The 25748-nt window shown below is 62.0% G+C and carries 17 protein-coding genes; 11 read left to right on the forward strand and 6 right to left on the reverse strand.

Features of this window, described 5'->3' with window-relative positions:
* Positions 1–143 precede the first annotated feature (143 nt).
* The 4 genes from SB772_RS27590 (at position 144) to SB772_RS27605 (ending at position 8000) form a co-directional block, all read left to right on the forward strand.
* The gene (locus SB772_RS27590) at positions 144–1178 is read left to right on the forward strand and encodes a M14 family zinc carboxypeptidase (RefSeq protein ID WP_410836347.1); all 1035 of its coding nucleotides are present in this window, start codon (positions 144–146) and stop codon (positions 1176–1178) included.
* A complete protein-coding gene (locus SB772_RS27595) occupies positions 1175–1951 on the forward strand; it encodes an alpha/beta fold hydrolase (RefSeq protein ID WP_410836348.1) in 777 nt (258 codons plus the stop codon). The genes SB772_RS27590 and SB772_RS27595 overlap by 4 nt, the downstream gene beginning before the upstream one ends.
* A gap of 158 nt (positions 1952–2109) precedes the next feature.
* Positions 2110–6951 (forward strand): NAD-glutamate dehydrogenase, encoded by a 4842-nt coding sequence (locus SB772_RS27600; RefSeq protein ID WP_410836349.1) that lies wholly within the window; start codon positions 2110–2112, stop codon positions 6949–6951.
* Positions 6952–7094: 143 nt separating this feature from the next.
* Positions 7095–8000 carry a cation diffusion facilitator family transporter gene (locus SB772_RS27605; protein WP_410836350.1) on the forward strand — a complete coding sequence of 302 codons (906 nt, stop codon included), beginning with the start codon at positions 7095–7097 and terminating at the stop codon, positions 7998–8000.
* Between the two features lie 58 nt (positions 8001–8058).
* Here SB772_RS27605 and SB772_RS27610 read toward each other — a convergent pair whose 3' ends face one another.
* Positions 8059–9039: an aldo/keto reductase gene (locus tag SB772_RS27610; RefSeq protein WP_410836351.1), complete on the reverse strand. Its 981-nt coding sequence runs from the start codon at positions 9037–9039 to the stop codon at positions 8059–8061.
* 238 nt (positions 9040–9277) lie between these two features.
* On the opposite strand from SB772_RS27610, the gene SB772_RS27615 reads away from it, so the two are divergent.
* Positions 9278–10351, forward strand: coding sequence for a purine-nucleoside phosphorylase (locus SB772_RS27615; protein WP_410836352.1), 1074 nt, complete (start codon positions 9278–9280; stop codon positions 10349–10351).
* Between the two features lie 1207 nt (positions 10352–11558).
* On the opposite strand, the gene SB772_RS27620 is transcribed toward SB772_RS27615, so the two are convergent.
* Both SB772_RS27620 and SB772_RS27625 read right to left on the reverse strand, forming a co-directional pair.
* On the reverse strand, positions 11559–11867 hold the full coding sequence (locus tag SB772_RS27620) for a DUF4148 domain-containing protein (RefSeq protein WP_410836353.1): 309 nt from the start codon (positions 11865–11867) through the stop codon (positions 11559–11561).
* A 203-nt stretch (positions 11868–12070) separates the two neighbouring features.
* On the reverse strand, positions 12071–13075 hold the full coding sequence (locus SB772_RS27625; RefSeq protein ID WP_410836354.1) for a LysR family transcriptional regulator: 1005 nt from the start codon (positions 13073–13075) through the stop codon (positions 12071–12073).
* A 173-nt stretch (positions 13076–13248) separates the two neighbouring features.
* Between SB772_RS27625 and SB772_RS27630 the strand changes: the two genes are divergently transcribed.
* The 6 genes from SB772_RS27630 to SB772_RS27655 all read left to right on the forward strand — a co-directional run bounded on the left by SB772_RS27630 (position 13249) and on the right by SB772_RS27655 (position 22997).
* Complete coding sequence (locus SB772_RS27630; RefSeq protein WP_410836355.1) at positions 13249–14103, forward strand: alpha/beta hydrolase; 855 nt, start codon at positions 13249–13251, stop codon at positions 14101–14103.
* A gap of 34 nt (positions 14104–14137) precedes the next feature.
* Entirely contained in the window at positions 14138–15346 is a 1209-nt protein-coding gene (locus SB772_RS27635; protein ID WP_410836356.1) for an efflux RND transporter periplasmic adaptor subunit, read from the forward strand.
* A gap of 66 nt (positions 15347–15412) precedes the next feature.
* On the forward strand, positions 15413–18598 hold the full coding sequence (locus SB772_RS27640) for an efflux RND transporter permease subunit (protein WP_410836357.1): 3186 nt from the start codon (positions 15413–15415) through the stop codon (positions 18596–18598).
* Positions 18599–18611: 13 nt separating this feature from the next.
* Positions 18612–20168: an efflux transporter outer membrane subunit gene (locus tag SB772_RS27645; protein WP_410836358.1), complete on the forward strand. Its 1557-nt coding sequence runs from the start codon at positions 18612–18614 to the stop codon at positions 20166–20168.
* 270 nt (positions 20169–20438) lie between these two features.
* Positions 20439–21608 (forward strand): acyl-CoA dehydrogenase family protein, encoded by a 1170-nt coding sequence (locus SB772_RS27650; protein WP_410836485.1) that lies wholly within the window; start codon positions 20439–20441, stop codon positions 21606–21608.
* Positions 21609–21668: 60 nt separating this feature from the next.
* Positions 21669–22997, forward strand: a complete 1329-nt coding sequence (locus SB772_RS27655) for an Nramp family divalent metal transporter (protein ID WP_410836359.1) — start codon at positions 21669–21671, stop codon at positions 22995–22997.
* A 150-nt stretch (positions 22998–23147) separates the two neighbouring features.
* Here SB772_RS27655 and flhC read toward each other — a convergent pair whose 3' ends face one another.
* The 3 genes from flhC to SB772_RS27670 all read right to left on the reverse strand — a co-directional run bounded on the left by flhC (position 23148) and on the right by SB772_RS27670 (position 25605).
* Positions 23148–23717, reverse strand: a complete 570-nt coding sequence (flhC, locus tag SB772_RS27660; protein ID WP_410836360.1) for a flagellar transcriptional regulator FlhC — start codon at positions 23715–23717, stop codon at positions 23148–23150.
* Positions 23718–23732: 15 nt separating this feature from the next.
* Positions 23733–24053 (reverse strand): flagellar transcriptional regulator FlhD, encoded by a 321-nt coding sequence (gene flhD, locus SB772_RS27665; RefSeq protein ID WP_028194930.1) that lies wholly within the window; start codon positions 24051–24053, stop codon positions 23733–23735.
* Positions 24054–24690: 637 nt separating this feature from the next.
* The gene (locus SB772_RS27670; RefSeq protein ID WP_410836361.1) at positions 24691–25605 is read right to left on the reverse strand and encodes a helix-turn-helix domain-containing protein; all 915 of its coding nucleotides are present in this window, start codon (positions 25603–25605) and stop codon (positions 24691–24693) included.
* Positions 25606–25748 lie beyond the last annotated feature (143 nt).

Raw genomic sequence — 25748 nt, forward strand, 5'->3', positions numbered from 1 at the left:
CAAACGGCTGAACGGAAAATGACACGCTGATGACACGATCTGCGCGGGGCAGGCCTCGCCGTTCATGATCGCCGCAAGTCAGGCTATATTGCGTCATTCGCTGTGCCGTCCCCAATAACCTTGCAATTCCATTCGCCGTCGTCATGCAGCCTTTGAGCTTTCTTCCCGACAGCTTTGCGGAGTACGAAGATCTCAAGACGATCCTCGAACAGGGCGGCGCCAACTTCGAAATCCGCACCGTCTGCGAGACGACGGTGCGTGGCAGGCAATTCGCCGTACACACGGCGAGCATGGGTTCGAGCGACCCGCTGGCGCCGGCCATCGGGTTTTTCGGCGGCATTCATGGGCTCGAACGGATCGGCTCGCAACTCGTGCTCGACTACATGCGCGCGCTGCTGTCGCGGCTCGAATGGGACGAACTGCTAGTGCGGCAGCTGCAATCGATTCGTCTGATCTTTATGCCGATCGTCAATCCGGGCGGCATGTGGGCCGCCACGCGCGCCAACCCCAATGGCGTCGATCTGATGCGCAACGCGCCGCAGAACGCCGACGAACGTGTGCCGCTGCTGGCCGGCGGTCAGCGCCTGGGTGCATGGCTGCCCTGGTATCGCGGTCCGCTAGGCGCGCCGATGGAGCCTGAAGCCGCGGCGCTGTTGCGGGTAGTCGAAACCGAACTGGCCACGCGGCCGCTCAGCATCGCGCTGGACTGTCACTCGGGTTACGGCTGGCGCGACAGCATCTGGTTTCCGTATGCGCGCACCCGCAAGCTGATGCCGCATCTGCCGGAAATGTACGTGCTGAAGACCATGTTCGAACGCGCGCATCCGCATCACGGTTACGCGTTCGAACCGCAGAGTCACCAGTATCTGTTGCATGGCGATCTGTGGGACTACGCGTACGACCGCACGCCGCCGCCCAACGTCTTTCTGCCGATGACGCTCGAACTGGGCTCGTGGCTGTGGATCAAGAAGAATCCACGTCAACTGTTTTCGCGGCAGGGCATGTTCAATCCGGTGAAAGCGCATCGCACCGCACGCGTGCTGCGGCGTCATGCGAACCTGCTCGACTTTCTGGCGCGCGCGGCGTTCTCGTCGCAGCGCTGGCTGCCGCAGGGCAATCGTCGCGAACAACTGCTGCAAAGCGCAATCGAGCTTTGGTATGAAGCGGGCCGCGTATGAGCACGTGGATTCTATTGCGCGGACTTACACGCGAAACACGGCACTGGGGCCGCTTGCCTGAGTTGCTGCGTGACGCGATCGGCAGCGATCGCCTGCTGCTGCTCGATCTGCCCGGCAACGGCGAGTTCAACGACTTGCGCGCGCCAGCTTCGGTAGCGGATATGGTGGGCTTCGTGCGGCTGGCTGCTTTGCAAAGCAAGGTGGCCGGTCCGTATCGCGTGCTCGCGATGTCGCTCGGCGGCATGGTGGCGACGGACTGGGCGCAGCGTCATCCCGGCGAGATCGAGCGGCTCGTGCTGATCAATACCAGCATGCGGCCGTTCAGCCGCATGCACGAGCGGCTGCGTCCATCGGCATGGCCGACGCTCTTCGAGGTGGCCGCGCATTGGCGCGACGCCCGGCGCGCGGAAGCGGGCATTCATCGGTTGACGTGCAATAACGTCGAGACGCTGACCGCCGATCTTGCCGCATGGAGCGAAATTCGTCAGAACGCGCCGGTGAGCCGAGGCAATGCGCTGCGGCAGCTATGGGCGGCCGCGCGCTTTAGCGCCGGGAAGGAGAAGCCGCGCTGCCCGACGCTGCTACTGTCCTCACGCGGCGACAAACTGGTGAACCCGGTATGTTCCGCAAAGCTCGCCATGGCGTGGGGCGCCGCGCATCGTGAGCATCCACTGGCCGGTCACGATCTGCCGCACGACGATCCGGCGTGGACCAGCGAGCAGGTCCGCGCGTGGCTGGCTCAGGGTGCGGGCACGTCGAAAGCCCCGCTTTAAACAGCGAACAGTAGACCCTATTCGGGGCTTCCGCCAGCGGGTATAACCTATGTGCGGTCGCACATCGCTTTTCGAGCGGGCAGGTGCATAATTCCTGTTCGGACGATGCATGCGATTCACGCGATATACGGTTATTGCCGGCCGCCGGGGAGCTCATCATGCAAGCGAAGAATGAAGAAGCCGTCACGCACCTGCTGAACGATGTCTTCGAATTTGCACGTGGGCGATTGCCTGAAGCAACCTTCGCCGTCGTCGAGCCTTTTTTGCGGCACTACTACGATTTCGTCGACGCCGACGATCTGCAAAGCCGCGCCATTGCCGATCTATACGGCGCGGCGCTCGCGCACTGGCAAACCGCGCAGCGCTTCGTGCCCGGCAGCGAACGGCTGCGCGTCTATAACCCGATCCTCGAGCAGCACGGCTGGCATTCCGATCACACGGTGATCGAAATCGTCAACGACGACATGCCGTTCCTCGTCGATTCGGTATCGATGGCGGTCAACCGGCTCGGGCTTGCGCTGCATTCGGTCGTGCATCCGGTGTTTCGCATCTGGCGCGGCCCCGACGGCAGCATCGTGCGTGTGGGCCAGGGCGCCGAAGACGCAGCCGATACGCTTTCGCAGCTTGCCTCGTTTATCCACTTCGAAGTCGATCGTTGCGGCGACGCCGCAAAGCTCGATGCCTTGCGTGACGAGATCGCGCGGGTCTTGCGCGACGTGCGTGCCGCGGTGGAAGACTGGCCGAAGATCGTCGAACGCGCGCGCGCCACCATCAAAGGCATGAAGGCCGGCGAGGCGGGGCCGGAAGGTGTCGAGGCCCGCGCGTTCCTCGAATGGATGGTGGCCGATCACTTCACGTTTCTCGGCCAGCGCGACTATGAACTGGTGCAGCACGATATCGGGTACGGCCTGCGCGCCGTGCCCGGCTCCGGACTCGGCATTCTGCGCGACGGGCAGCGTACTGCGGGCGCGCCCGAAGTCACGCCGTTGCCGCCTGCCGCGGCCGATATCATCTCCGGCTCGTCGCCGATCTTTCTGACCAAGGCGAACTCGCGTGCAACCGTGCATCGGCCCGGCTATCTGGACTACATCGGCGTCAAGCTAGCCGGTGCGGACGGCAAGGTGACGGGCGAGCGGCGCTTCATCGGCCTGTATACGTCCACCGCGTATTTTGTATCGTCCTCGGAAATACCGATCGTGCGCCGCAAATGCGCGAACATCGTGCGGCGTGCCGGATTCCTGCCGAAGGGGCATCTGGCCAAGTCGCTGGTGACGGTGCTCGAAACCTATCCGCGCGATGAACTCCTCCAGGCCGACGAAAGCCAGCTCTACGACATTGCGCTCGGCGTGCTGCGTTTGCAGGAGCACCAGCGCACGCGTCTGTTCGTGCGGCGCGATCGTTTCGATCGCTTCGTGTCGTGCCTCGTGTTCGTCCCGCGCGACAAGTACAACACCGATCTGCGGCAGCGCATCGCCAATCTGCTGGCCGACGCATTCAACGGCGCAAGCGTCGAGTTCACACCGCTGCTGTCGGAGTCGACGCTCGCGCGCATTCACTTCGTCGTGCATGCGAAACCGGACGGCATGCCCAGCGTCGATACGCGCGAACTCGAAGCGCGGCTTGTACAGGTATCGCGCCGCTGGCAGGACGATCTCGCCGACGCCTTGCTCGACGCATTCGGCGAAGAGCAGGGCAATCGCCTGCTGCAACACTACGTGGATTCGTTTCCAGCCGGCTATCGCGACGACTATCCGGCTCGCACGGCGGTGCGCGACATCGAACTGATCGAACGCGTGCAGGGCAGCGAGCGGCTCGCGATGAACCTGTATCGCCCAATCGAAGCGGGGCCGCGTGCGTTTCGCTTCAAGGTCTATCGCGCCGGCTTGCCGATCGCGCTGTCGCGCAGCTTGCCGATGCTCGAACATCTGGGCGTGCGGGTCGATGAAGAGCGGCCCTATCTGATCGAGGCACGGGGTGCGACGCCCGCGTGGATTCACGACTTCGGTCTTGAAGTCGCGGACGACACGGAGTTCGATATCGAGCGCGTGAAAGACCTGTTCGAAGAAGCGTTCGAGCAGGTGTGGACGGGCGCAATCGAAAGCGACGATTTCAACCGGCTCGTGCTGCGCGCGCATCTGAACGCGCGCGAGGTGACGATTCTGCGTGCGTATGCCAAGTACCTGCGGCAAGTAGGATCGACTTTCAGCGATGCCTACATCGAACGCGCGGTGACCGGCAATCCGGCGATCGCCCGCATGCTGGTCGAGTTGTTCATCGCACGCTTCGACCCGGTGTTCGGCGACACGCGCGAGGTACGCGTCGACGGCTTGTTGAAGACGATCGACAGCGCGCTCGATCAGGTGCCCAATCTCGACGAAGACCGGATACTCCGGCAGTTTCTCGGCGTGATCAAGGCGACGCAGCGCACCAACTATTATCGCTTCGACGCCGACGGGCAGCCGAAACCGTATCTGTCGTTCAAGTTCAATCCGGCACAGGTACCCGGTTTGCCGGAACCGAAACCGATGTTCGAGATCTGGGTGTACTCGCCGCGTGTGGAAGGCGTGCATTTGCGCGGGGGCCGTGTCGCTCGCGGCGGACTGCGCTGGTCGGATCGCCGCGAAGACTTCCGCACGGAAGTGCTCGGCCTGATGAAGGCGCAGATGGTGAAGAACGTCGTGATCGTGCCGGTCGGCTCGAAAGGCGGCTTCGTCGTGAAGAATCCGCCGCCGCCAACTGATCGCGATGCATGGATGCGCGAGGGTGTTGCGTGCTATCAGACGTTTTTGCGCGGCCTGCTCGATTTGACCGACAACCTCGCGGGCACGACGGTGGCGCCGCCGCCCGACGTGGTGCGCCACGATCCCGACGACCCCTATCTGGTGGTCGCCGCCGACAAAGGCACGGCGACGTTCTCCGACTACGCGAACGCCATCTCGCAGGAATACGGTTTCTGGCTCGACGATGCATTCGCGTCGGGCGGTTCGGTCGGCTACGACCACAAGAAAATGGCGATCACCGCGCGCGGCGCATGGGAATCGGTGAAGCGGCATTTCCGCGAGATGGGCGTCGATACGCAGACGACCGACTTCACTGTGGTCGGTGTCGGCGACATGTCGGGCGACGTGTTCGGCAACGGCATGCTGTTGTCGCCGCATATCAAACTGGTGGCCGCGTTCGATCACCGGCATATCTTTCTCGATCCGAATCCCGATCCGGCGGTCAGCCTTGCGGAGCGCGGGCGGCTTTTCGGTCTCGATCGTTCGAGCTGGGCCGACTACGATCCCTCGCTGATCTCGGCTGGCGGCGGCGTGTTTCCGCGCACCGCCAAAACCATTCCGCTGTCCGCGGCGGTACAGGCGGTACTCGGCATCAACGTGCCGGCGCTGGCGCCGGCCGAACTGATGCGCGCGATTTTGCAGGCGCCTGTCGATCTGCTGTACAACGGCGGCATCGGCACGTATGTGAAGGCGAGCCGCGAAACGCATCTGCAAGTCGGCGACCGCGCCAACGATGCGATCCGCGTGAATGGCGCCGATCTGCGCTGCAAGGTGGTGGCCGAAGGCGGCAACCTCGGCCTCACGCAACTCGGGCGCATCGAATTCGCGCAGCGCGGCGGCCGCATCAACACCGATGCGATCGACAACTCGGCGGGCGTCGATTGTTCGGATCACGAAGTCAACATCAAGATTCTGCTCGGCCTCGTCGTTTCCGACGGCGAGATGACTGGGAAGCAGCGTAATGCGCTGCTCGCGGAAATGACCGATGAAGTCGGTCTGCTGGTGTTGCAGGACAATTATTACCAGACCCAGGCGCTCTCGATTGCGGGCCGTTATGGCGTCGAGTTGCTCGATGCCGAGGCGCGCCTGATGCGTTGGCTCGAACGTGCGGGCCGATTGAATCGCGTGATCGAGTTTCTGCCGACCGATGAAGAAGTGGCCGAACGCCAGGCCGCGAAACAAGGCCTGACCTCGCCCGAACGCGCAGTATTGCTCGCCTATAGCAAGATGTGGCTGTACGACGCGCTGCTCGAATCGTCGATGCCGGAAGACCCGCTCGTCAGCGACATGCTGGTCGAATATTTCCCGAAGCCGTTGCGGCAGCGCTTTAGCGAACCGATGCAGCGGCATCCGTTGCGGCGCGAAATCCTCGCGACGCACCTGACCAACGCATTGGTGAACCGCGTGGGTTGCGAGTTCGTGCATCGCCTGATGGAAGAGACGGACGCTCAGCCCGGCGAGATCGTGCGGGCCTGCATCATGGCGCGCGACGTGTTCGATCTCGATGAGGTGTGGCGCAGTATCGATGCGCTCGATAACCGCGTCGCCGACGACGTGCAGGCGCGCATGTTCGTGGAAGTTGCGCGGCTCGTCGAACGCGCGGCGCTGTGGTTCCTGCGGCAACTGCAATCGGGCGCGATGAGCGGCGGCGATGTAGCCGGTCTGCTCGCGCGTTGCCGCGACGCCGCGCAACGCCTCGCGCCGCAATGGCCCGTGCTGTTGCCGGCCGCCGATCTGGAAGCGCTGTCCGAGCGGCAACGCGTGCTGGCGGATGCGGGTGTCGATAGCGAACTGGCGGTGCGGATCGCCAGCGGCGAAATTTCGGCGGCTTTGCTCGATATCGCCGAAGTCGCGGCCACCTGCGGGCGCAGCCTTGAGCAGGTGGCGGGCGTGTACTTCACGCTCGGCACGCTGCTGAACTACAACTGGATCAGCGAGCGCGCGGCGGCGTTGATGGCGCCGACGCACTGGGACATGCTGGCACGCGCTTCGGCGCTGGCCGAATTCGCGCGTCTGAAACGCGCGTTGACCACCAGCGCGCTGGCCGACGCCGACGAAGGGTCGACGCCGGATGCACTGGTTCATAGCTGGCGCGAGCGGCGTACGTCGCAACTGGAACGCTACGCGCGCCTGCTTGCCGATCTGCGGGCGACCGGCGGCGCGAGCCTGTCGATGCTGCTGGTGATCGTGCGTGAGATGGCGGCGCTCGAAAGGGCGTAGCGTGGCGGGGCGTGGGCGAGGTGAACGGAGCAAGACGCGGCGCAAAACGGCGCCGGTTGGACGCATGGCGCCCGGCATGCTCATAATACGAACTATTGCCAACCGAAAGCGCTCCGAAAACTCACGGAAAACAATTAACGACGATGAAAGAAGAATCGCCGAAAGCCATTTTGTATGCGCTCGCCGCCAACCTTGGCATCGCCGTCTGCAAGTTCGCCGCAGCCGCGTTCACCGGTTCCGGTTCGATGTTCGCCGAAGCCATTCACTCCACCGCCGATTGCGGTAATCAGCTGCTGTTGCTGTTCGGCCTGCGCGAAGCGCGCAAACCGGCGAGCCCGCTGCATCCGATGGGCAAGGGTCGCGAAATCAATTTCTATTCGCTGCTCGTCGCCTTGCTGCTGTTTTTTGTCGGCGGTGCGTTTTCCGTGTACGAGGGCGTGCATCGTCTGTTTGCGCGCGAGCCGCTGCAGTATGCGTATGTGGCGCTGGTTGTGCTCGGCGTATCGGTGGTGCTCGAGGCGCTGTCGCTGTGGGGCGCCGTCAAGGAGATCCGCAAGACGAATCCCGACAAAAGCATGTGGCGCTGGTTTCGCGAGACGCGCGAATCCGAGCTGCTGGTGGTCGCGGGTGAAGATATTGCCGCGCTGGCCGGTCTCGCGATCGCGTTCGCCGCCGTGCTGCTGACGATGGTGACCGGCAATCCGCTGTATGACGCGCTGGGCTCGATCGGCGTGGGCCTGCTGCTGATGGTGATCGCGTGGCTGGTGGCGCGTGAAGTGAAGTCGATGATCGTCGGCGAATCGGCGAGCCCGGAAGTGCGTCGTGCGATCGAGGCGCACCTGCGCGCGCGTAGCGAGATTCGCGGCATCATCAATATGATTACGCTGCAATGGGGCCGGCATGTCGTGGTGGCGGTGCAGGCGGAAATGATCGACTACGCGAGCGGCCGCGCGATGGTCGATGCAATCAACGTGATCGAAGCCGATTTGCAGGCAGCGTTTCCGCAAGTGCGCTGGGTGTTTTTCGAACCGGACGTGCCGCGCGTTTGAACCTGCGTTTTCCACTTCACCGGGAGCAACGTATCTTCGTTCCTCGCAGATCTGCCGGTTATTGGAAGCCGGTTACCGCATGCGGCACATACAGTTCTTCGAGCTGGCGGATTTCGTCCGCGCTGAGATTCAACGACAGCGCTGCGACCGCATCGTCCAGATGATGCAGTTTGGTCGCGCCGACGATCGGCGCCGTAATCGGCTTCTTTTGCAGCACCCACGCGAGCGCCACCTGGGCGCGCGGTACGCCGCGCTGGTTGGCGATCTGACTGACCCGCTCGACGATGCGGCGATCCGCGTCTTCGGTTTGCGCGTAAAGCGTATGGCCGAATGCGTCGGTTTCCGAGCGTGCGCTTTCGGTGTTCCAGTCGCGCGTGAGGCGTCCGCGCGCCAGCGGGCTCCACGGTATCACGCCGATGCCTTCGCTTTCGCACAGCGGCAGCATCTCGCGTTCTTCCTCGCGATACAGCAGGTTCACGTAGTTCTGCATCGTCACGAAACGCGTCCAGCCATGCTTTTCGGCGACGTGCAGCGCCTTGGCGAACTGCCACGCATACATCGACGATGCACCGATATAGCGCGCCTTGCCGGCCTTCACGACATCATGGAGCGCTTCCATGGTTTCCGCGATCGGCGTGGTGTAGTCCCAGCGATGGATCTGATACAGATCGACGTAATCGGTGCCGAGGCGCTTCAGGCTGTTGTCGATCTCGGCCATGATCGCCTTGCGCGACAGACCGGCGCCGTTCGGGCCCGGATGCATGCGGCTGTTGACCTTGGTGGCCAGCACGATCTCGTCGCGCCTGGCGAAGTCCTTGAGCGCGCGGCCGACGATTTCTTCACTGGTGCCGTCGGAATAGACGTTCGCCGTATCGAAGAAATTGATGCCATGGTCGAGCGCCTGTTTGATGAACGGGCGTGCCGCTTCGTCGCCGAGCGACCAGGGGTGCGTGCCGCGAGACGGCACGCCGTAGCTCATGCAACCGAGACAAAGACGCGATACATCGAGGCCGGTGCGGCCGAGTTTCACATAGTCCATCGTGGTGCTCCTGTTTTGAAGTGCACAAAGGCGGTGCGGATAGCGGACCTTCGATTATAGGAAATGGCCGGGCGCAATTGCCAAACCGATCCACATGCTTTGCCGAGCAGGATTTGACAATGGCACGGAAAAACGGTGCGTCTCATAGTGGAAAATAATTTCTTCGCATCTATACTTCTTTCGGCTTGAAAGCAGCACCTTCTCCCAATCCGCATCACAAGCAAAAGGAAGGAACACGATGCTGACTCGCACACTCGGTGCAATCTCCGCTATTACGCTGGCGGCCTGCGCGGCCTTTTCGGCCGGACCCGCCAACGCGGACGACAACGACGGTTTCGCGCAAGGCGACGGCGGCTCGCGCGGACGGCCGGTCAAGGTCATGATTATTTCGATGTTCGGACCGGAGGGCCAGGTGTGGCTCGACCGGCTCGGGCCATGGCGTGACATTCCGGTCGATGGATTGTCGCCCGATTACCCGAATGTTCATTGCAATAAGCAGGACGTGTGCGTCATGACTACCGGCATGGGGCATAGCAACGCTGCCGCGTCGATCATGGCTTTGACGTTTTCTCCGCGGTTCGATTTGCGGCATACGTATTTCATGGTGGCTGGGATTGCCGGCATCGATCCCCAGCAGGGGACGGTTGGGTCTGCCGCGTGGGCGAAGTATCTGGTCGACTTCGGGATTCAGTGGGAGATCGATGGACGGGAGATTCCTCCTGGCTGGAATACCGGTTACCTGGGGATCAATACGAAGAGTCCTGCCGATAAGCCGCCGCTCGATTATCGGACTGAAGTTTTTCAGTTGAATACGCAGCTTGCGGATACCGCTTTTGCTTTGTCCCGTAGTGTCGCGCTGGCTGATAATGCGCAGGCTCAGGCTGCTCGGGCCAAGTATTCTTATGCGCCTGCTAATCGGCCGCCTACGGTTGTCCAGTGCGATACGTTAGCAGGTGATACATGGTGGTCAGGGACGCTGCTTGGGCAGCGGGCTCGGGATTGGACCAGGATTCTGACCGATAACAAAGGCGTTTATTGCACCACGCAGCAAGAGGATAACGCCACTTATGAGGCGCTTAAGCGCGCGGCCTCCGTGCATAAGGTCGACTTGAATCGGGTCGCTGTGCTGCGGGCCGGGTCTGATTTTGATCGTCCTTACGATGGGCAGTCTAGTGCGGATAATCTGCTGAACTATGCTGCGCAAGGGGGTTTTACTATTGCTATTGAGAACCTCTTCCGGTCTGGAAATCCGCTTGTGCAGGATATCGCTACGCATTGGAGCGAGTGGAGGGACGCCGTGCCGCGGCGTTAGGGGGTTGTTTTTTTTTGTCTGCGCGGCGCTGTTGGTTGTATGCCTGCGGCAGTGGGCTTTTTTCTGTGTGCCTGCGGTGGTGGCCTTTCCCTGATTTGTTAGTGGTCTATTAGCGTTCCCCCTGTGCGGGGGGGCACCTACTTTTCTTTGCCGGCCGCAAAGAAAAGTAGGCAAAAGAAAGCGGCTCAAACCGCTAATTCTTAAGCGGGTCCCCTGGCTTGGAGGAGGTAGTGGAGCATCTGGAATCAGTGTTCTCGCACACTCCGCGCGGGTGACAAGGCAGTCATACTTCCGGCGGCGCTACGCGCGCCGTGGCGGTACTTCACAACACCGATAGCGGATTGGCGCCTCCGGCATCATTCTTCCCGCCTCGCACTACGTGCGCCGCGGGCGGGTCTGCCAGGGAAACCAGTGGCTTCGTTTGCGCATGGTGGGGGCCATCGGCTTCGCCTCGGCGAGTCGCCGGATTGCGGAAATGCGAGCCACTTCGCCGAACGAGACGCAGTTGTAGAATTGCAGGCCACTTCGTCGAATGACATGCAGTCGCCGAAGTGGGGGCCACTTCGCTGAACGAGACGCAGCCGCGAGTTGCGCCAGCGAAGCAAAGAAATGCAGCCGCAAATGACGCTAGCGCAGCAAAGGTAGGCCCGTTACGCGTGAACCACAGCAGGCGCCGGAAGCGTCCGCGGGGTTCGACGGGCCCAACGGGCTCGACGGTTTTGTGAAGCACCGCTACGGTGCGCGCAGCGCCGCCGGAAGGATGACTGCCTTGTCACCCGCGCGGAGTGCTCGAGAACACCGATTCCAGATGCTCCACTACCTCCTCCAAGCCAGGGGACCCGCTTAAAAGCTGGCGGTGTGAAGCCGCTTTCTTTTGCCTACTTTTCTTTGCGGCCGCCAAAGAAAAGTAGGTGCCCCCCCGCACAGGGGGAACGCTAATAGACCACTAACAAATCAAGGAAAGGCCACCGCCTAATAGACCACTAACAAATCAGCGAAAGGCCACCACCGCAGGCACACAACCAAAACCGCCGCGTAGGTAAAAATAACCTATCGTTGTGGCGCCCGATACGGCGTCCAGACCGCCGCATCAGTATCCCAGTGATCGAGTTCGGATGGATTCATGACGAGCTCCTTTATAAAGAGTGCACACCGGGCACCGCAATGAAAATTTCTTTTGGAAACCGAATCATTGCGGCGCCGCCGCTTACTGCCCGCGTGCAACGCGAGTAACGTCGCCGCCGCTGCCTTCCTGTAACGCAATACGAGCGGCCTGCGTCTGGCCGATCAACCCTTTGTTCGGGTAGGTCGTCCGGTTCAGCGAAGGCAACGACCCATCGCGATACGCAGCAACCAGTTCGGCTTGCACTTCAGCGCGTGTCTTGCCGCTCGTGCCCGGCGTGGGTTGCGTTTCGTAGGTGCCGGCGTGACCAATTCCTCCGCTGCTGCTTTGAGCGAATACCGGCGAGCTGGCGAGCAGCGAAAGAACAATCCCTGCGATGAGTTGACGTTTCATGATTCACTCCTGTCGATTCGTTTGCAGCACAAGTAGCGCTGCGACAGGGTGAAATGTAAGCGCTGAGCCGATGCGGATAAATCGCACTTTCGCGAAATGAATTGTCGCGTTTTCAGAACAATCGCGGCAACTCAAGCAATCGCGGCATTGGAGCCGCGATTGGAATTCAGTGTTTCAATTACTGTACTTCAAATCAACACGAATTAAGCTACCCACTCCGTTATCACCGGCGTATCGAGCGTCGGAGCAGACTCGCGTTCCTCAAAAGTACGTTTCGTGCAGGTCGCGTCAAGCGTGCCGCGGCCGCTCAACAACGGGCAGCGGTCGAACAACTCGGCAATCCAGTCTACGAAAACACGGACTTTCGGAGACAGATGCCGACTGTGCGGATAGACTGCGGAAATCGGCATCGGTAACGGCTTGTGCTCAGGCAACACCTCGACCAACTGGCCCGAACGCAGATGCGGCAGCACCATGAAGAGCGCCGGCTGAATCAGGCCGAAGCCTTCCATCCCGCATGTCACGTAGGCATCGGCGTCGTTCACCGACACGATGCTTTTCATCTTCACTTCAATTTCTTTGCCATCAACCATGAAGGCCCAATCGATCGTGCGCCCCGTGCGGCTCGAAAAATAATTGACTGCTTTGTGATTCTCGAGATCTTCGAGCGAGGCGGGTACGCCCGCGCGCTGGATGTAGTCCGGCGACGCGCACGTCACGCCCTCGAACAAACCGATCCGCCGCGCCACCAGCGACGAATCCTGCAGCGCGCCCACTCGCACCACGCAATCAACGCCTTCCTGCAACAGATCGACAGGCCGGTCCGTCAGTCCGAGTTGCAGGTCGATGTCCGGGTAGCGTGTGTGGAATTCACACAGCGAAGGAATCACCAGCAAGCGGCCGATCGATCCCGGCATGTCGATGCGCAGCTTGCCATGCGGCTTTTTATTGCCGCTCTGAAAACTGGCCTCGGTCTCTTCAACGTCCGCAAGAATGCGCACGCAACGCTCGTAGTACGCCGCACCGTCCGGCGTGAGCGACAAGCGGCGCGTAGTCCGGTGCATCAGACGCGTGCCGAGAAACGATTCGAGATTCTGAATGATGGTGGTGACCGATGCGCGCGGCAGATCGAGCGTTTCCGCTGCACGGGTAAAACTGTTTGTGTCGACGACACGCGTGAACACTTGCATGGCCTGAAGCCGGTCCATTGCAAACCTCCAGAAGGGGCGGGCGTTCTGAGCAGACGAGCGAATCAGCAGAGCAATTGATTCGATTGTTCAGAGACGCCGAATTGTGTTGCCGGATTATAGGCATTTATTTACGAGTCTGCCGAACCCACAATTCGCACCATTGAAGTTCTATGCGCATTGCGCGGCTCGACATGGATGCATTTAAACCGCCGTACTCTTTTGTGCCTGCCGGCAGCGGTCCGGCACAGGCCGACAGCACGGCGCTGGACGTCACCGACGTACAAATCGAAGGACACGCACAGGACATCACGTTGCGTTTATACCGGCAGCCGCAGAAAACCGCACTGCCGGTACTGCTTTATTTCCACGGCGGCGGTTTTACCAAGGGCTCGATCGATCAGGCCGACTTCGCCGCACGTTATTTCGCAGAACACTTACCGGCATTGGTGGTATCGGTCGGTTATTCGCTGGCGCCGCAATTTCCGTTTCCCGCGGCGCCTGAAGACGCGCACCGCGCGGCGCTGTGGGTGCAGACCCGGGCGCGCGCGTTCGGCGGCAACAGCAAGAAGGTCGGTGTGGCGGGCCACGATGCGGGCGGGCAGTTGGCCAACTGCCTCGCGTTCATCGCGCGGGACCGTGGCGACGTGCGCATCGCCGCGCAGGCGCTGTTCGGACCGATGCTCGATCCAAGCCTGACGCGCCTCGGCGACGAGCAGCGCCTGGGCTCGGACATTACCGCGAAGGAATGCGCGGCGTGCTATCGCGCCTATCTGCCGCAAGCGTCGCAACGCATGCATCCGTATGCCGCGCCGCTCGAATCGTCGCGCCTCGCGGGCCTGCCGGCCACGCTGATCGCGACGGCGCAAAACGACGTGCTGCATGTGGAAGCGGAGAAATACGCTAGCAGTCTGATCGACGCCGGCGTGCTGACCCAGGTGGTCCGCTATCCGAGCGTCTCACACGCCGCGTTGGCCGACCATCCGCCTGCGTTGCAGGAAGCCGTGCGGTTTTTTCAGTGGCGCTTCGATGCGCGCGCCCATCGATAAACAGAACTTTAATCAACGATACCGGGAGCTTCTCATGACTATCCTTCCTCTTTCCCGTCGCCGTCTGGCGATTGCCGTTCTAGCCGTTGCAGTCGTGGCCGGGCTGGGCACGTTCGGCGCGATCCGCGTGGACGCGAGCTCGCCCGCGGCGCCCACCATCGTGCCGGAAGTCGACGTCGCCACTGTGGTGCAAAAGACCATCACCGACTGGCAGAGTTACTCGGGCCGCCTCGAAGCAGTCGAAAAAGTGGACGTGCGCTCGCAGGTGCCGGGCACGATCGTGTCCGTCAATTTCAAGGACGGCGCGCTCGTGAAGAAGGGCGACACGCTGTTCGTGATCGACCCGCGTCCGTACGCCGCCGAAGTGGATCGCGCCGAAGCGCAGCTGGCGGCCGCTCAGGCGCGCACGGGCTACACGCAAAGCGATTGGGAACGCGCGCAACGCCTGATCACCGACAACGCAATCGCCAAACGCGACTACGACGAGAAGCAGAACGCCGCGCGCGAAGCGAGCGCCAACCTGAAAGCCGCACAAGCCGCCGTCGAAACCGCCCGCATCAATCTGGGCTACACGAAGATCGTCGCGCCGGTGGCGGGCCGCGTCTCGCGCGCGGAGATCACGGTGGGCAACGTCGTGTCGGCGGGCGCGAGCTCGACGCCGCTGACCACGCTGGTGTCGGTTTCGCCGATCTACGCATCGTTCGACGTCGACGAACAAACCTATCTGCAATACCTGAGCCGCGCGAAAGACGGCAGCAAGGTGCCGGTCGACCTCGGTCTCGCGGATGAAAGCGGCTACTCGCGCAGCGGCACGATCGAATCGGTCGACAACCGGCTCGACACGTCGTCCGGCACCATTCGCGTGCGCGCGCGCTTCGATAACCAGGATAGTGCATTGATTCCGGGTCTGTATGCGCGTGTGAAGGTCGGCGGCAGCGAGCCGCATCCGGCCCTCCTGATCGACGACGCGGCGGTCGGCACCGATCAGGACAAGAAATTCGTGCTGGTAGTCGACAAGAACAACCACGTCGTGTACCGCGAAATATCGGTGGGCGGCATGCAGGGCAACCTGCGCGTCGTCAAGGGCGGCTTGCAGGCTAGCGACCGGATCGTGGTGAACGGCATCCAGCGGGTGCGCCCGGGCGATGCGGTGCGCGCCCACCTGGTGCCGATGGACGCCGATCAGGATCCGAACAGCGCGCCGCTCGCGCAAACGCGTGCGAAGGCGGACAAGAATTCGTGAGCCTAGTGCGCCGCGCTCCGGTTGTGTTCCGGTCGCGCGCGCATGCTCCAACGTTAAGAGCTTCCAATGAACATATCCAAATTCTTCATCGATCGGCCGATCTTTGCTGGCGTGCTATCGGTCGTGATCCTGCTGGCGGGCATCATTTCGCTCTTCAAGCTGCCGATCTCCGAGTACCCGGAAGTCGTGCCGCCTTCGGTGGTGGTGCACGCGCAGTATCCGGGCGCGAATCCGAAAGTGATCGCCGAAGCGGTGGCTTCGCCGCTCGAAGAGCAGATCAACGGCGTCGAGAACATGCTGTACATGCAGTCGCAAGCCAATAGCGACGGCAACCTGACACTGACGGTCACCTTCAAGCTCGGCACCAATCCGGACCTCGCGACGCAGCTGGTGCAGAACCGCGTCAACCAGGCGCTGCCGCGTCTGCCGGAAGACGTGCAACGCCTCGGCATCACGACCATCAAGAGCTCGCCCACGCTGACGATGGTGGTCCACCTGATCTCGCCGAACAATCGCTACGACATGACGTATCTGCGCAACTACGCGCTGCTCAACGTCAAGGATCGGCTCGCGCGGATTCAGGGTGTCGGCGAAGTGCAACTGTGGGGTTCGGGCGACTACGCGATGCGTGTGTGGCTCGATCCGCAGAAGGTGGCGCAACGCGGCTTGACCGCGACTGAAGTGGTCAACGCGATTCGTGAGCAGAACATTCAGGTGGCAGCCGGTGTGATCGGCTCATCGCCATCGGTGCCGGGCACGCAATTGCAGTTGTCGGTGAATGCGCGTGGCCGTTTGAAGACCGAGGGCGAATTCGGCGACATCATCGTCAAGACGGCGCCGGACGGCGGCGTGACGTATCTGCGCGACATCGCGCGTGTCGAACTGGCGGCGTCGGAATACGGCCTGCGCTCGCTGCTCGACAACAAACCTGCTGTGGCGCTGGCAATCAACCAGGCGCCGGGCGCGAACTCGCTCGCGATTTCCGATCAGGTGCGTTCCGCGATGAAGGAGCTGGCGGAAGACATGCCGGCGGGCGTCGAGTACAAGATCGTGTATGACCCGACGCAGTTCGTGCGCTCGAGTATCGAAGCGGTGATCCATACGCTGCTCGAAGCGATCGCGCTGGTGGTCATTGTGGTGATCGTGTTCCTGCAAACGTGGCGTGCATCGATCATTCCGTTGATCGCCGTGCCGGTGTCGATTGTCGGGACCTTCTCGTTGCTGCTCGCGTTCGGCTTCTCGATCAACGCGTTGTCATTGTTCGGGATGGTGCTCGCGATCGGTATCGTGGTGGACGACGCGATCGTGGTGGTGGAGAACGTCGAGCGGAACATCGAAAGCGGGCTCAGTGCACGTGATGCGACCTACAAGGCAATGCAGGAAGTGAGCGGGCCGATTATCGCCATTGCGCTGACGCTGGTTGCGGTGTTCGTGCCGCTCGCCTTCATGACCGGCTTGACGGGCCAGTTCTACAAGCAGTTCGCCATGACCATCGCGATCTCGACCGTGATCTCGGCATTCAACTCGCTGACCTTGTCGCCGGCTTTGTCCGCGATGCTGCTGCGCAGTCACGGCGCCAGGGAAGACTTCCTGACGCGTGTGATGAATCGTGTGCTCGGCCGCTTCTTCAAGGGCTTCAACAAGGTGTTTCATCGCGGCTCGACGGAATATGGCCGCGGCGTGACGGGCGTGCTGCGCCGTAAGGGCGCCATGCTCGCCGTCTACGCGGTCCTGCTGGGCGCAACGGTGCTGATCTCGCGCGTCGTGCCGGGCGGTTTCGTGCCGGCGCAGGACAAGGAATACCTGATCGCGTTTGCGCAGTTGCCGAACGGCGCGTCTCTGGATCGCACCGAGAAGGTAATCCGCGATATGAGCGCGATTGCGCTCAAACAACCGGGCGTGGAAAGCGCGGTGGCGTTCCCGGGTTTGTCGGTCAACGGCTTTACCAATAGTTCGAGCGCGGGCATCGTGTTCGTCACGTTGAAGCCTTTCAAGGATCGCAGCAGCAAGGCGCTCTCGGCAGGTGCGATTGCCGGTGCGTTGAACCAGCAGTACGGCGCGATCAAGGATTCGTTCGTCGCGGTGTTCCCGCCGCCACCCGTGCTGGGTCTCGGCACGTTGGGCGGCTTCAAGATGCAGTTGGAGGATCACGGCGCGGTCGGCTACGCGGAGTTGAACAAGGCTGCGCAAGCGTTCGTGAAGCAGGCCGCGAAGACACCTGAACTTGGCCCGACCTTCTCCAGCTATCAGATCAACGTGCCGCAATTGAACGTCGACCTGGATCGCGTGAAGGCCAAGCAACTCGGCGTGCCGGTGACAGACGTGTTCAACACGATGCAGATCTATCTCGGCTCGCTGTACGTGAACGACTTCAACCGCTTTGGCCGCGTGTATCAGGTGCGGGTGCAGGCCGATGCGCCGTTCCGTCAACGTGCCGACGACATCCTGCAGCTGAAAACGCGTAACGCCGCGGGCGACATGGTGCCGTTGTCGTCGCTGGTGACGGTGACGCCGACGTATGGCCCGGAAATGGTGGTGCGCTACAACGGCTATACGGCTGCCGACATCAACGGTGGGCCGGCGCCGGGCTTCTCGTCGGGCCAGGCGCAGGCCGCGGCCGAACGCGTGGCCGCCGAAGTTTTGCCGCACGGCGTGAAGCTCGAATGGACCGACCTCACGTATCAGCAGATTATCGCGGGCAATGCCGGCTTGTGGGTGTTCCCGATCAGCGTGCTGCTCGTGTTCCTCGTGCTGGCCGCCCTGTATGAGAGCTTGACGTTGCCGCTCGCGGTGATCCTGATCGTGCCGATGAGCGTGCTGTCCGCGCTGACCGGCGTATGGCTCACGCATGGCGACAACAACATCTTCACGCAGATCGGTTTGATGGTGCTGGTGGGACTATCGGCGAAGAACGCGATCCTGATCGTCGAGTTCGCACGCGAACTCGAGCATGACGGGCATACGCCGCTGTCGGCGGCAATCGAGGCAAGCCGTATGCGTCTGCGTCCGATTCTGATGACGTCGATCGCTTTCATCATGGGCGTGGTGCCGCTGGTGCTCTCGAGCGGGGCCGGTTCGGAGATGCGTCATGCGATGGGTATCGCGGTGTTCTTCGGCATGCTCGGCGTGACCTTGTTCGGCCTGATGCTGACCCCTGTGTTTTATGTGGCGCTGCGTACGCTGGCGGGCGGGACGATTCACGTCGCGCAGAAAGACGCGCCGCACTATGCGTTGCCGGCGTCGGACGCCTGAGGAGAGAACAATAATGAAGCGGTTTGAATCTTTGAACGGATGGGGCCGGGCGGCAGCCAGCGGTTTGCTGGTGGCGCTGCTCGCAGCCTGCTCCGTGGAGCCTACGTATAAGCGGCCGGAGGTGGATACGCCGGTCGCGTTCAAGGAGGCACCGGTCGCGTCGCCGCAGGACACCGGCACGTGGAAGCCGGCGCAACCCGCCGACGATGCGCATCGCGGCGAATGGTGGACGGTTTTCGGCGATGCCAAACTCAACGAACTGGAGCAGCAGGCCGCTGCGGCCAACCAGGACTTGAAGGCGGCTGCGGCGCGCGTGCAGCAGGCGCGTGCGGTGACGCAGGCGGCGAAGTCGGACTGGTTCCCGAAGCTCGATGCGGGCTTCGGCCCGACGCGCGAACGGGCCTCGGCGGCATCGCAATTCCAGCCGGATAGCGCGGGCGGTACGACGGGCACGATCTGGCGCGCTCAGGTCGGGGCGTCGTATGAAGCCGATCTGTTTGGGCGGGTCGGTTCGAACGTGAACGCGTCGCGTGCGGACGAGCAGCAGAGCGAAGCACTGTTCCGCTCGGTTCAACTGTCGCTGCAGGCCGACGTCGCGCAGAACTACTTCCAGTTGCGCGAGCTCGATACGGATCAGGATCTGTACCGCCGTACCGTGACGCTGCGCGAGGACGCGCTGAAGCTGGCCGAACGGCGCTTCAAGGAAGGCGATATCGGCGAACTGGATGTGTCGCGAGCCCGCAATGAACTGGCGAGCGCGCGTGCCGATGCGGTGGGCGTAGCGCGTCAACGGGCTGCCTCCGAGCATAGTCTCGCGATTCTGCTCGGCAAGCCGCCGGCGGATTTCTCGTTCGCGGAAGCGCCGCTCGTGCCGATGACGGTGCGCGTGCCGGCTGGTTTGCCGTCGGCGCTGCTCGAACGGCGGCCGGATATTTCGGCGGCGGAGCGGGCAATGGCCGCGGCGAATGCGCGGGTCGGTCTGGCGAAGTCGGCGTTCTTCCCGAAGCTCGATATCACCGGCGCCTTCGGGTATGAATCGGCGACGCTCGGCGATCTGTTTAAGTGGTCGAGCCGCGCGTTCATCCTAGGGCCGTTCGCCGGTACCGCATTGACTTTGCCTCTGTTCGACGGCGGCCGCCGCAAGGCGAATCTCGCGCAGGCTCGTTCGAAGTACGACGAGGATGTCGCACAGTATCGTCAGCAGGTGCTGGTGGCGTTCCGCGAGGTGGAAGACAACCTTGCCGATCTGCGTTTGCTCGACGATCAGATGCGCGAGCAGAACAACGCGGTAGAGGCATCGCAGCGGGCCGCGCATCTGTCGCGCACGCAGTACACGGAAGGTGCGGTCAGCTATCTGGATGTGATCGACGGCGAGCGGCAGGTGCTGATTTCGCAGCTTCAGGCGAGCCATTTGTCGGGCACGCAGGCGGTTGCGACGGTTAATCTGATTCGCGCGATGGGCGGCGGTTGGGGGGATGTCAAGGCGCCTGATGCGGCGGTGGGGGCGGTTGCGCCTGCGTCCGCACCTGCGGCTGTATCTGAGGCTTCTGAGCAGGTGGCGAAGCGGTAGCGTTGCTTTTTATAGTTAGTTGGCTGGTGATGGACGCCGGGTCGCGCGTAGGCGCGGCCCGGCGTTTTTTTATCGTCTGCACCGTGCGGTGCTTGCAAATCATTTTTCCCACTTTCCTTCCAGAAATTCGTTCGTAGACCGCTGGTTTGCTGCCGTCTATCATGATCCGCACCGCATCTGGAGAGCGGCGCTGACAACTCTCGTGCCGCCCGCCAAACCTCTTTACGTGGAAATTGCATGAACGAAGCTCGTCGTCCCGAGCCGCGGGAAATGTTGCAGACATCCGCTGCGCCTGCGGTGCGCGATCTCGCCGGCTTGCTTGACGCATTGCGTGCCAGCGCCGCGCAACGCGATCGCGACGGTGGCCACGCCGCGCAGGAGAAACAATGGATCGCCGACGCAGGGCTGCTGACGCTGGCCGTGCCGCGCGAATTCGGCGGCGCCGGTGCGCGCTGGCCCGACATCTACGAAACGATCCGTTCGATTGCGCGGGTCGACAGTGCGCTCGCGCATCTGCTGGGCTTCACCTGCTTGCAGGTGGTCAGCGTCGATGTATGGGGCAATCCCGAGCAACGTGCACGCTATCTGAGCGGCACGGTGAAGGGGCGCTGGTGGTGGGGCAACGCCGTCAATCCGCTCGACACGCGACTCGCTGCGCGCGCAACCGGCGATGGCGGTTATCGTCTCGATGGCCAGAAAGGTTTTTGCTCCGGCACGCGCGGCTCGCAGATGATGACCGTATCCGCGCACGATCCGGCAACCGGCAAACCGGTCTTTGCCGTCGTACCGACGACGCGCGAGGGCATCACCGTCCATGAAGACTGGAACCCGATCGGTCAGCGGCAGACCGATAGCGGCAGCGTGTCGTTCGCGCAGGTCGAGGTCGAACCGCATGAAGTGCTGGCGCGCGCCGACGCGCCATACGCAAGTCTGCGCACGCTGATCTCGCAGCAGGTGCTGGTCAATCTGTTCGTGGGCATCGCGCAGGGCGCGCTAGAAGAGGCGCGCGCCTATGTCACGCAGCACGGCAAGCCATGGATCAGTTCAGGCGTCGAGAAAGCCACCGACGATCCCTACCTGATCCAGCGTTTCGGCGAGATGCGTTTGCAAACGGTCAGCGCACAAGCGCTGGCAACGCGCGCCGCCTATGCGCTCGAAGACGCATGGCAACAAGGCCCGGCGCTCGCCGCCGAAGCACGCGCGCACGTCGCGCTCGCGACTTCGGAAGCGAAGATTCTCGCACACCGCGCCGCACTCGACGTCAGCGAAAAACTGTTCGACGCCTGCGGCGCCCGCTCGACGCACGCGCCGCTCGCGCTCGATCGCTTCTGGCGCAACGCGCGCGTGCACACGCTGCACGATCCGCTCGACTATCGCGTGCGCGATGTCGGCCGCTATGCGCTAAGCGGGACATTGCCGGACGTTTCTTTGTACACTTGAGGGGCTTCGCGGCGGCCCGGGAGGCGCGCCGCGTTTCATCCACCTCGAGAGACCACCGGATTGCAGCTCAAACTACCGACCACCGCAACAGCGCCGTTTTGCCCATCCGAGGTGCAAGGCACGGTCGCCGTCTCGCAAGGCGCACCTTTCTGGAAAAAAATCCTGCAATTCGCGGGACCCGGCCTGCTGATTTCGATCGGCTACATGGACCCCGGCAACTGGGCCACTGATATCGAAGCCGGTTCGCGTTACGGCTACAGCCTGCTGTTCGTCGTCATGCTGTCGAGTCTCGCGGCGATGGCGCTGCAATGCCTGAGCATGCGTCTGGGCATCGCCACCGGGCGGGACCTCGCGGAACTGTCGCGGACGCGTTATTCGCCCCGCGTCGCGCGTGTCCAGTGGCTGCTCGCGGAGTTGTCGATCGTCGCCTGCGATCTGGCCGAAGTGCTCGGCGGTGCGCTGGCTTTCCATCTGCTATTCAAGTGCTCGCTGACGACCGGCGTGTTGCTGACCGCATTCGATACGCTGATCGTGCTCGGCCTGAAGGGCAAGAATTTCCGCGATCTCGAAGCGATCATGCTCGGGCTGATCGCGACCATCGGCGTCGGTTACATCATCGAGTTGGCGCTGGTGAAACCGCATTGGCCGTCGGTCGAGCAAGGGCTGATTCCGTCGTGGCAGGCGCTCAGCGCACGTGAGCCGATGTATCTGGCGATCGGCATTCTCGGTGCGACGGTGATGCCGCATAACCTCTATCTGCATTCATCGATCGTGCAGACACGCGCGGTGAAGCGCGATTCAGCCAGCATCAGGTCGGCGATCGGCATGTCGCGCATCGATACGATTGTGTCGCTGGTGATCGCACTTCTGATCAACATGGCAATCCTGATTCTTGCCGGCGCAGCGTTCCATGCGACCGGCCACAACCAGGTCACCGAAATCGAAGATGCGTACAAGCTGCTCGCGCCGATCGTCGGTACCGGTTTCGCGGCGGTGCTGTTCGCGATCACGTTGCTGGCCTCGGGACAGAGTTCGACTTTCACCGGCACGGTGGCCGGGCAGGTCATTATGGAAGGCTTTCTGAAGCTGAAAATCCCCTGCTGGCAGCGGCGCTTCATCACGCGAGCACTGGCCTTGATCCCGGCGCTGATCGGCGTGCAGATGATGGGCAACGGCGCGGTCGGCCAACTGCTGGTGGCAAGTCAGGTCGTGCTGAGCCTGCAACTGCCGTTCGCGCTTTACCCGTTGATCCGCATGACTAACGATCGTTCGTTGATGGGCGAATTCGCCAACCGGCTACCGACGCGGCTGCTCGCCTGGGCGCTGTTCGTGGCGATCAGCGCGGCGAATCTGTGGCTGGTGGTGCAGACGGTGGGGTGGGTGGACTGAGAGTCGAGCCGGCTTGGCGCCGGAAGCCGAAACGCCGGGCGCAGAAAAAGAGAGTGATAAAGCAAAGAGGTCCGCGACAATGGCGGACCTCTTTTTTCAGGCGCTTCGGTTCGATTCAGGCCGGACCAGCCCGCATCGATTCAATTCGACTCAGGCTGCTTGCGCGATTTGCGACGCTTCGAGGGCTTCCTGACGGGCGGCGGCAGCCTTTTTGGTCTTGCCGGCGCGCGACGGCGGCTGGCAGGCTCCGCACACGACATTGTGCTGCAGATCGTGCTTGTGCGCGACGAACTTGCCGGTGCAACGGCAGCATTTGGTCTGTTGCAGGATGTCGGCGTCGAAGAAGCGCACCAGCGTCCACGCACGCGTCAGATCCAGCACCGGTTCGGTTTCGCTGTGCCGGCAATGTTCCAGATACAGCCGATACCCTTTGGTCAGCGCATCCAGATGCGAGCAGCGCGCTTCGTTCTTCAGGAACAGGTACGTGTTGTAGAACAACGATGCGTGGATGTTCGCCAGCCACGTCATATACCAGTCCGCCGAGAACGGCAGCATGCCCTTGGGCGGCGATACACCCTTGACCTCGCGATACAGGCGGATCATGCGGTCGCGCGACAGCGTCAATTCGCTTTCGAGCACCTGCATGCGCGCGCCGAGTTCGATCAGTGCGATGGCACGGAATACTTCTTGTGCGTCTTCCGTCAGGCTACGCTTGAGCATCGCAGTCACCTCGTTTTAAGCAAACTGCTCGGCAGGCTGGCCTGCAAGCAGGATAGCCGCGTGAGTCGGTGCAACTGCCGCATGCTTCGTCGTTTGCGTCAACGCCGACAACATCGAGTGGTCGTTGAAGCGGAAGAAGCATAAAAGCTGATCGGAAGCGGCCAGCTTGACGATCTGCGCGAGCGACAGCCCGGCAAGCAAATCAGCCAGTTCCGATGACAGTCCCAGCCGGAACATCCCGACCGGTTTGTCCTCACGCAACATACGTTGCGCGAGCATGATGTAAGACAAGTTAATCTCGCGGATTGAATCCAGCGTCTCGCTGCTGCGGTCCATTTTCTCTGTTTCCGAAGCCCCGAATTACTATGTCGGCTTTTTTTGCCGTTATGTCTTTTCTGCCTCGCCGGAAACGATGACCTCCGGCTACATGTCACCACCTGATACAGATCGCGACTTCTTGATACAGGACGTTACATTTCGTAACAGCTTGGGACGAATTGTATGAAGGGCAAAACAAGAAATCAATCCCTTCTTAAAAAAATATCTCAAAAAGATACATCAAATTTCGGTAACTATTTCACGGTGCTGTAATAGATATGGCTGAGCCGCTTTCCGGCCGGCGAACGTTTTTGTCTGATCCGTGCAAACCCTTGTGTGGTGGGAGCCTGGTCGGACTACCCGGAAGACGAAAGAAGTGCAGGTGGGGAGCCGGAAAGTCACTCTTTGGCGAGAAAGGAAATAGAAAGCAAGCCCAATAAAAGTAATAAATACCGGCTATTGGCGTTGCAATAGGGACAAATCAGATGCGTAACAAATCGGCGAGGCCCCGGTTACAAACAGGCGCGTATTTGTAACTTCTAGCGGTTGTCCTGGCACCGAGGTTGATGCCGGCAGTCGTTATCGGGCAGACGTCGTTTGTAACAGGAGACCGCAAGGCGCGCGGCGGTGCGGGCATCGGGGCAGCGGCCCGCGGCTACGGCTTCGCTGTTCCGGCAGTCTGAGTTTCCGCGCGTTGGGTTTCGGCGAACTCGCGCAATGCTGCAGCGGTCTGCTGGTCGGCGGGAAAGAACGCTTCGATTGCCAGTTCCGATAGCGTCACGTCGACCGGTGTGCCGAACACGGTGGTTGTGCTGAAGAACGAGAGCACCCCAATCGGTGTGCGTAGCCGCAGCGGTACCGCGATCTGGCTGATCGCAGTGTTGTCGTGCCCGGTTGCGTCTGCGTCAAGCGGTGCAGGATAGGCCGCCAGCTCGTCGCGCAGTGCGCTCAGCGTGTCGTCACCGCTTACTTCGATTTGCCGCTGCAGTCGAGCCAGCACATGCGCGCGCCATGGATGCCAATTGACGATCGACGCAGCGATGCCGTCCGGATGCAAGCTCAGGCGCAGCGCGTTGACCGGCGGTTTCAGCAACGCCGGGCTCGCTCCAGCCAGCAACGGAGCGAGCGCGTTGTTCGCGGCAATGATGGTCCAGTGGCGGTCGATGGCGAGTGCCGGATACGGCTCGTGCCCCTTGAGCACCAATTCGACCGCCCCGCGTGCGGCGGCGAGCTGCGGGTCCGACAGCGGACGTTCGCGAAACATTGGCGCATAGCCGGCCGCAACGAGCAATGCGTTGCGAGCTCGCAGCGGCACGTCGAGCCGCTCGGCAAGATGCATGACCATTTCCCGGCTCGGCACCGCCCGGCCCGATTCCACGAAGCTCAGATGCCGCGTCGAAATATCGGCTTCGGCGGCGAGCAGCAACTGGCTCATTCTTCGCCGCTGCCGCCATTCGCGCAGCAGATCGCCGACGGTGCGGCTGGCCGTCGACGCGTTCGACGGAATGGTTTGCGCGAGAGAGAGTGCGTTCATGCTGCCGATGATAGCCAAAGCGCGCTGGCGATCCATTACCTGACAGGTAATGGAATGCCCGGGAAAACGGATGGCCTGGTTGATGGCTTCGCTGCCAGGAACCCGAACAAAGGCGCTGGACGCGCATGGTTACGATATCCCGCCACGCCTGCTTCGCAAGAAATCAAACGCGTGCACCT

It is taken from the genome of Paraburkholderia sp. SIMBA_030 (assembly GCF_046535245.1).
In the GTDB taxonomy this organism is placed as follows: Bacteria; Pseudomonadota; Gammaproteobacteria; order Burkholderiales; family Burkholderiaceae; genus Paraburkholderia.

Excerpts from the sequence above, each read along its gene's own strand:
- SB772_RS27595 (WP_410836348.1), top strand. The coding sequence starts at position 1,175 with ATGAGCACGTGGATTCTATTGCGCGGACTTACACGCGAAACACGGCAC.
- SB772_RS27605 (WP_410836350.1), top strand. The coding sequence starts at position 7,095 with ATGAAAGAAGAATCGCCGAAAGCCATTTTGTATGCGCTCGCCGCCAAC.
- SB772_RS27670 (WP_410836361.1), bottom strand. The coding sequence starts at position 25,605 with ATGGATCGCCAGCGCGCTTTGGCTATCATCGGCAGCATGAACGCACTC.
- SB772_RS27600 (WP_410836349.1), top strand. The coding sequence starts at position 2,110 with ATGCAAGCGAAGAATGAAGAAGCCGTCACGCACCTGCTGAACGATGTC.
- SB772_RS27590 (WP_410836347.1), top strand. The coding sequence starts at position 144 with ATGCAGCCTTTGAGCTTTCTTCCCGACAGCTTTGCGGAGTACGAAGAT.
- SB772_RS27620 (WP_410836353.1), bottom strand. The coding sequence starts at position 11,867 with ATGAAACGTCAACTCATCGCAGGGATTGTTCTTTCGCTGCTCGCCAGC.
- SB772_RS27630 (WP_410836355.1), top strand. The coding sequence starts at position 13,249 with ATGGATGCATTTAAACCGCCGTACTCTTTTGTGCCTGCCGGCAGCGGT.
- SB772_RS27615 (WP_410836352.1), top strand. The coding sequence starts at position 9,278 with ATGCTGACTCGCACACTCGGTGCAATCTCCGCTATTACGCTGGCGGCC.
- SB772_RS27635 (WP_410836356.1), top strand. The coding sequence starts at position 14,138 with ATGACTATCCTTCCTCTTTCCCGTCGCCGTCTGGCGATTGCCGTTCTA.
- SB772_RS27625 (WP_410836354.1), bottom strand. The coding sequence starts at position 13,075 with ATGGACCGGCTTCAGGCCATGCAAGTGTTCACGCGTGTCGTCGACACA.
- SB772_RS27610 (WP_410836351.1), bottom strand. The coding sequence starts at position 9,039 with ATGGACTATGTGAAACTCGGCCGCACCGGCCTCGATGTATCGCGTCTT.
- SB772_RS27645 (WP_410836358.1), top strand. The coding sequence starts at position 18,612 with ATGAAGCGGTTTGAATCTTTGAACGGATGGGGCCGGGCGGCAGCCAGC.
- flhD (WP_028194930.1), bottom strand. The coding sequence starts at position 24,053 with ATGGACCGCAGCAGCGAGACGCTGGATTCAATCCGCGAGATTAACTTG.
- flhC (WP_410836360.1), bottom strand. The coding sequence starts at position 23,717 with ATGCTCAAGCGTAGCCTGACGGAAGACGCACAAGAAGTATTCCGTGCC.
- SB772_RS27640 (WP_410836357.1), top strand. The coding sequence starts at position 15,413 with ATGAACATATCCAAATTCTTCATCGATCGGCCGATCTTTGCTGGCGTG.
- SB772_RS27650 (WP_410836485.1), top strand. The coding sequence starts at position 20,439 with ATGTTGCAGACATCCGCTGCGCCTGCGGTGCGCGATCTCGCCGGCTTG.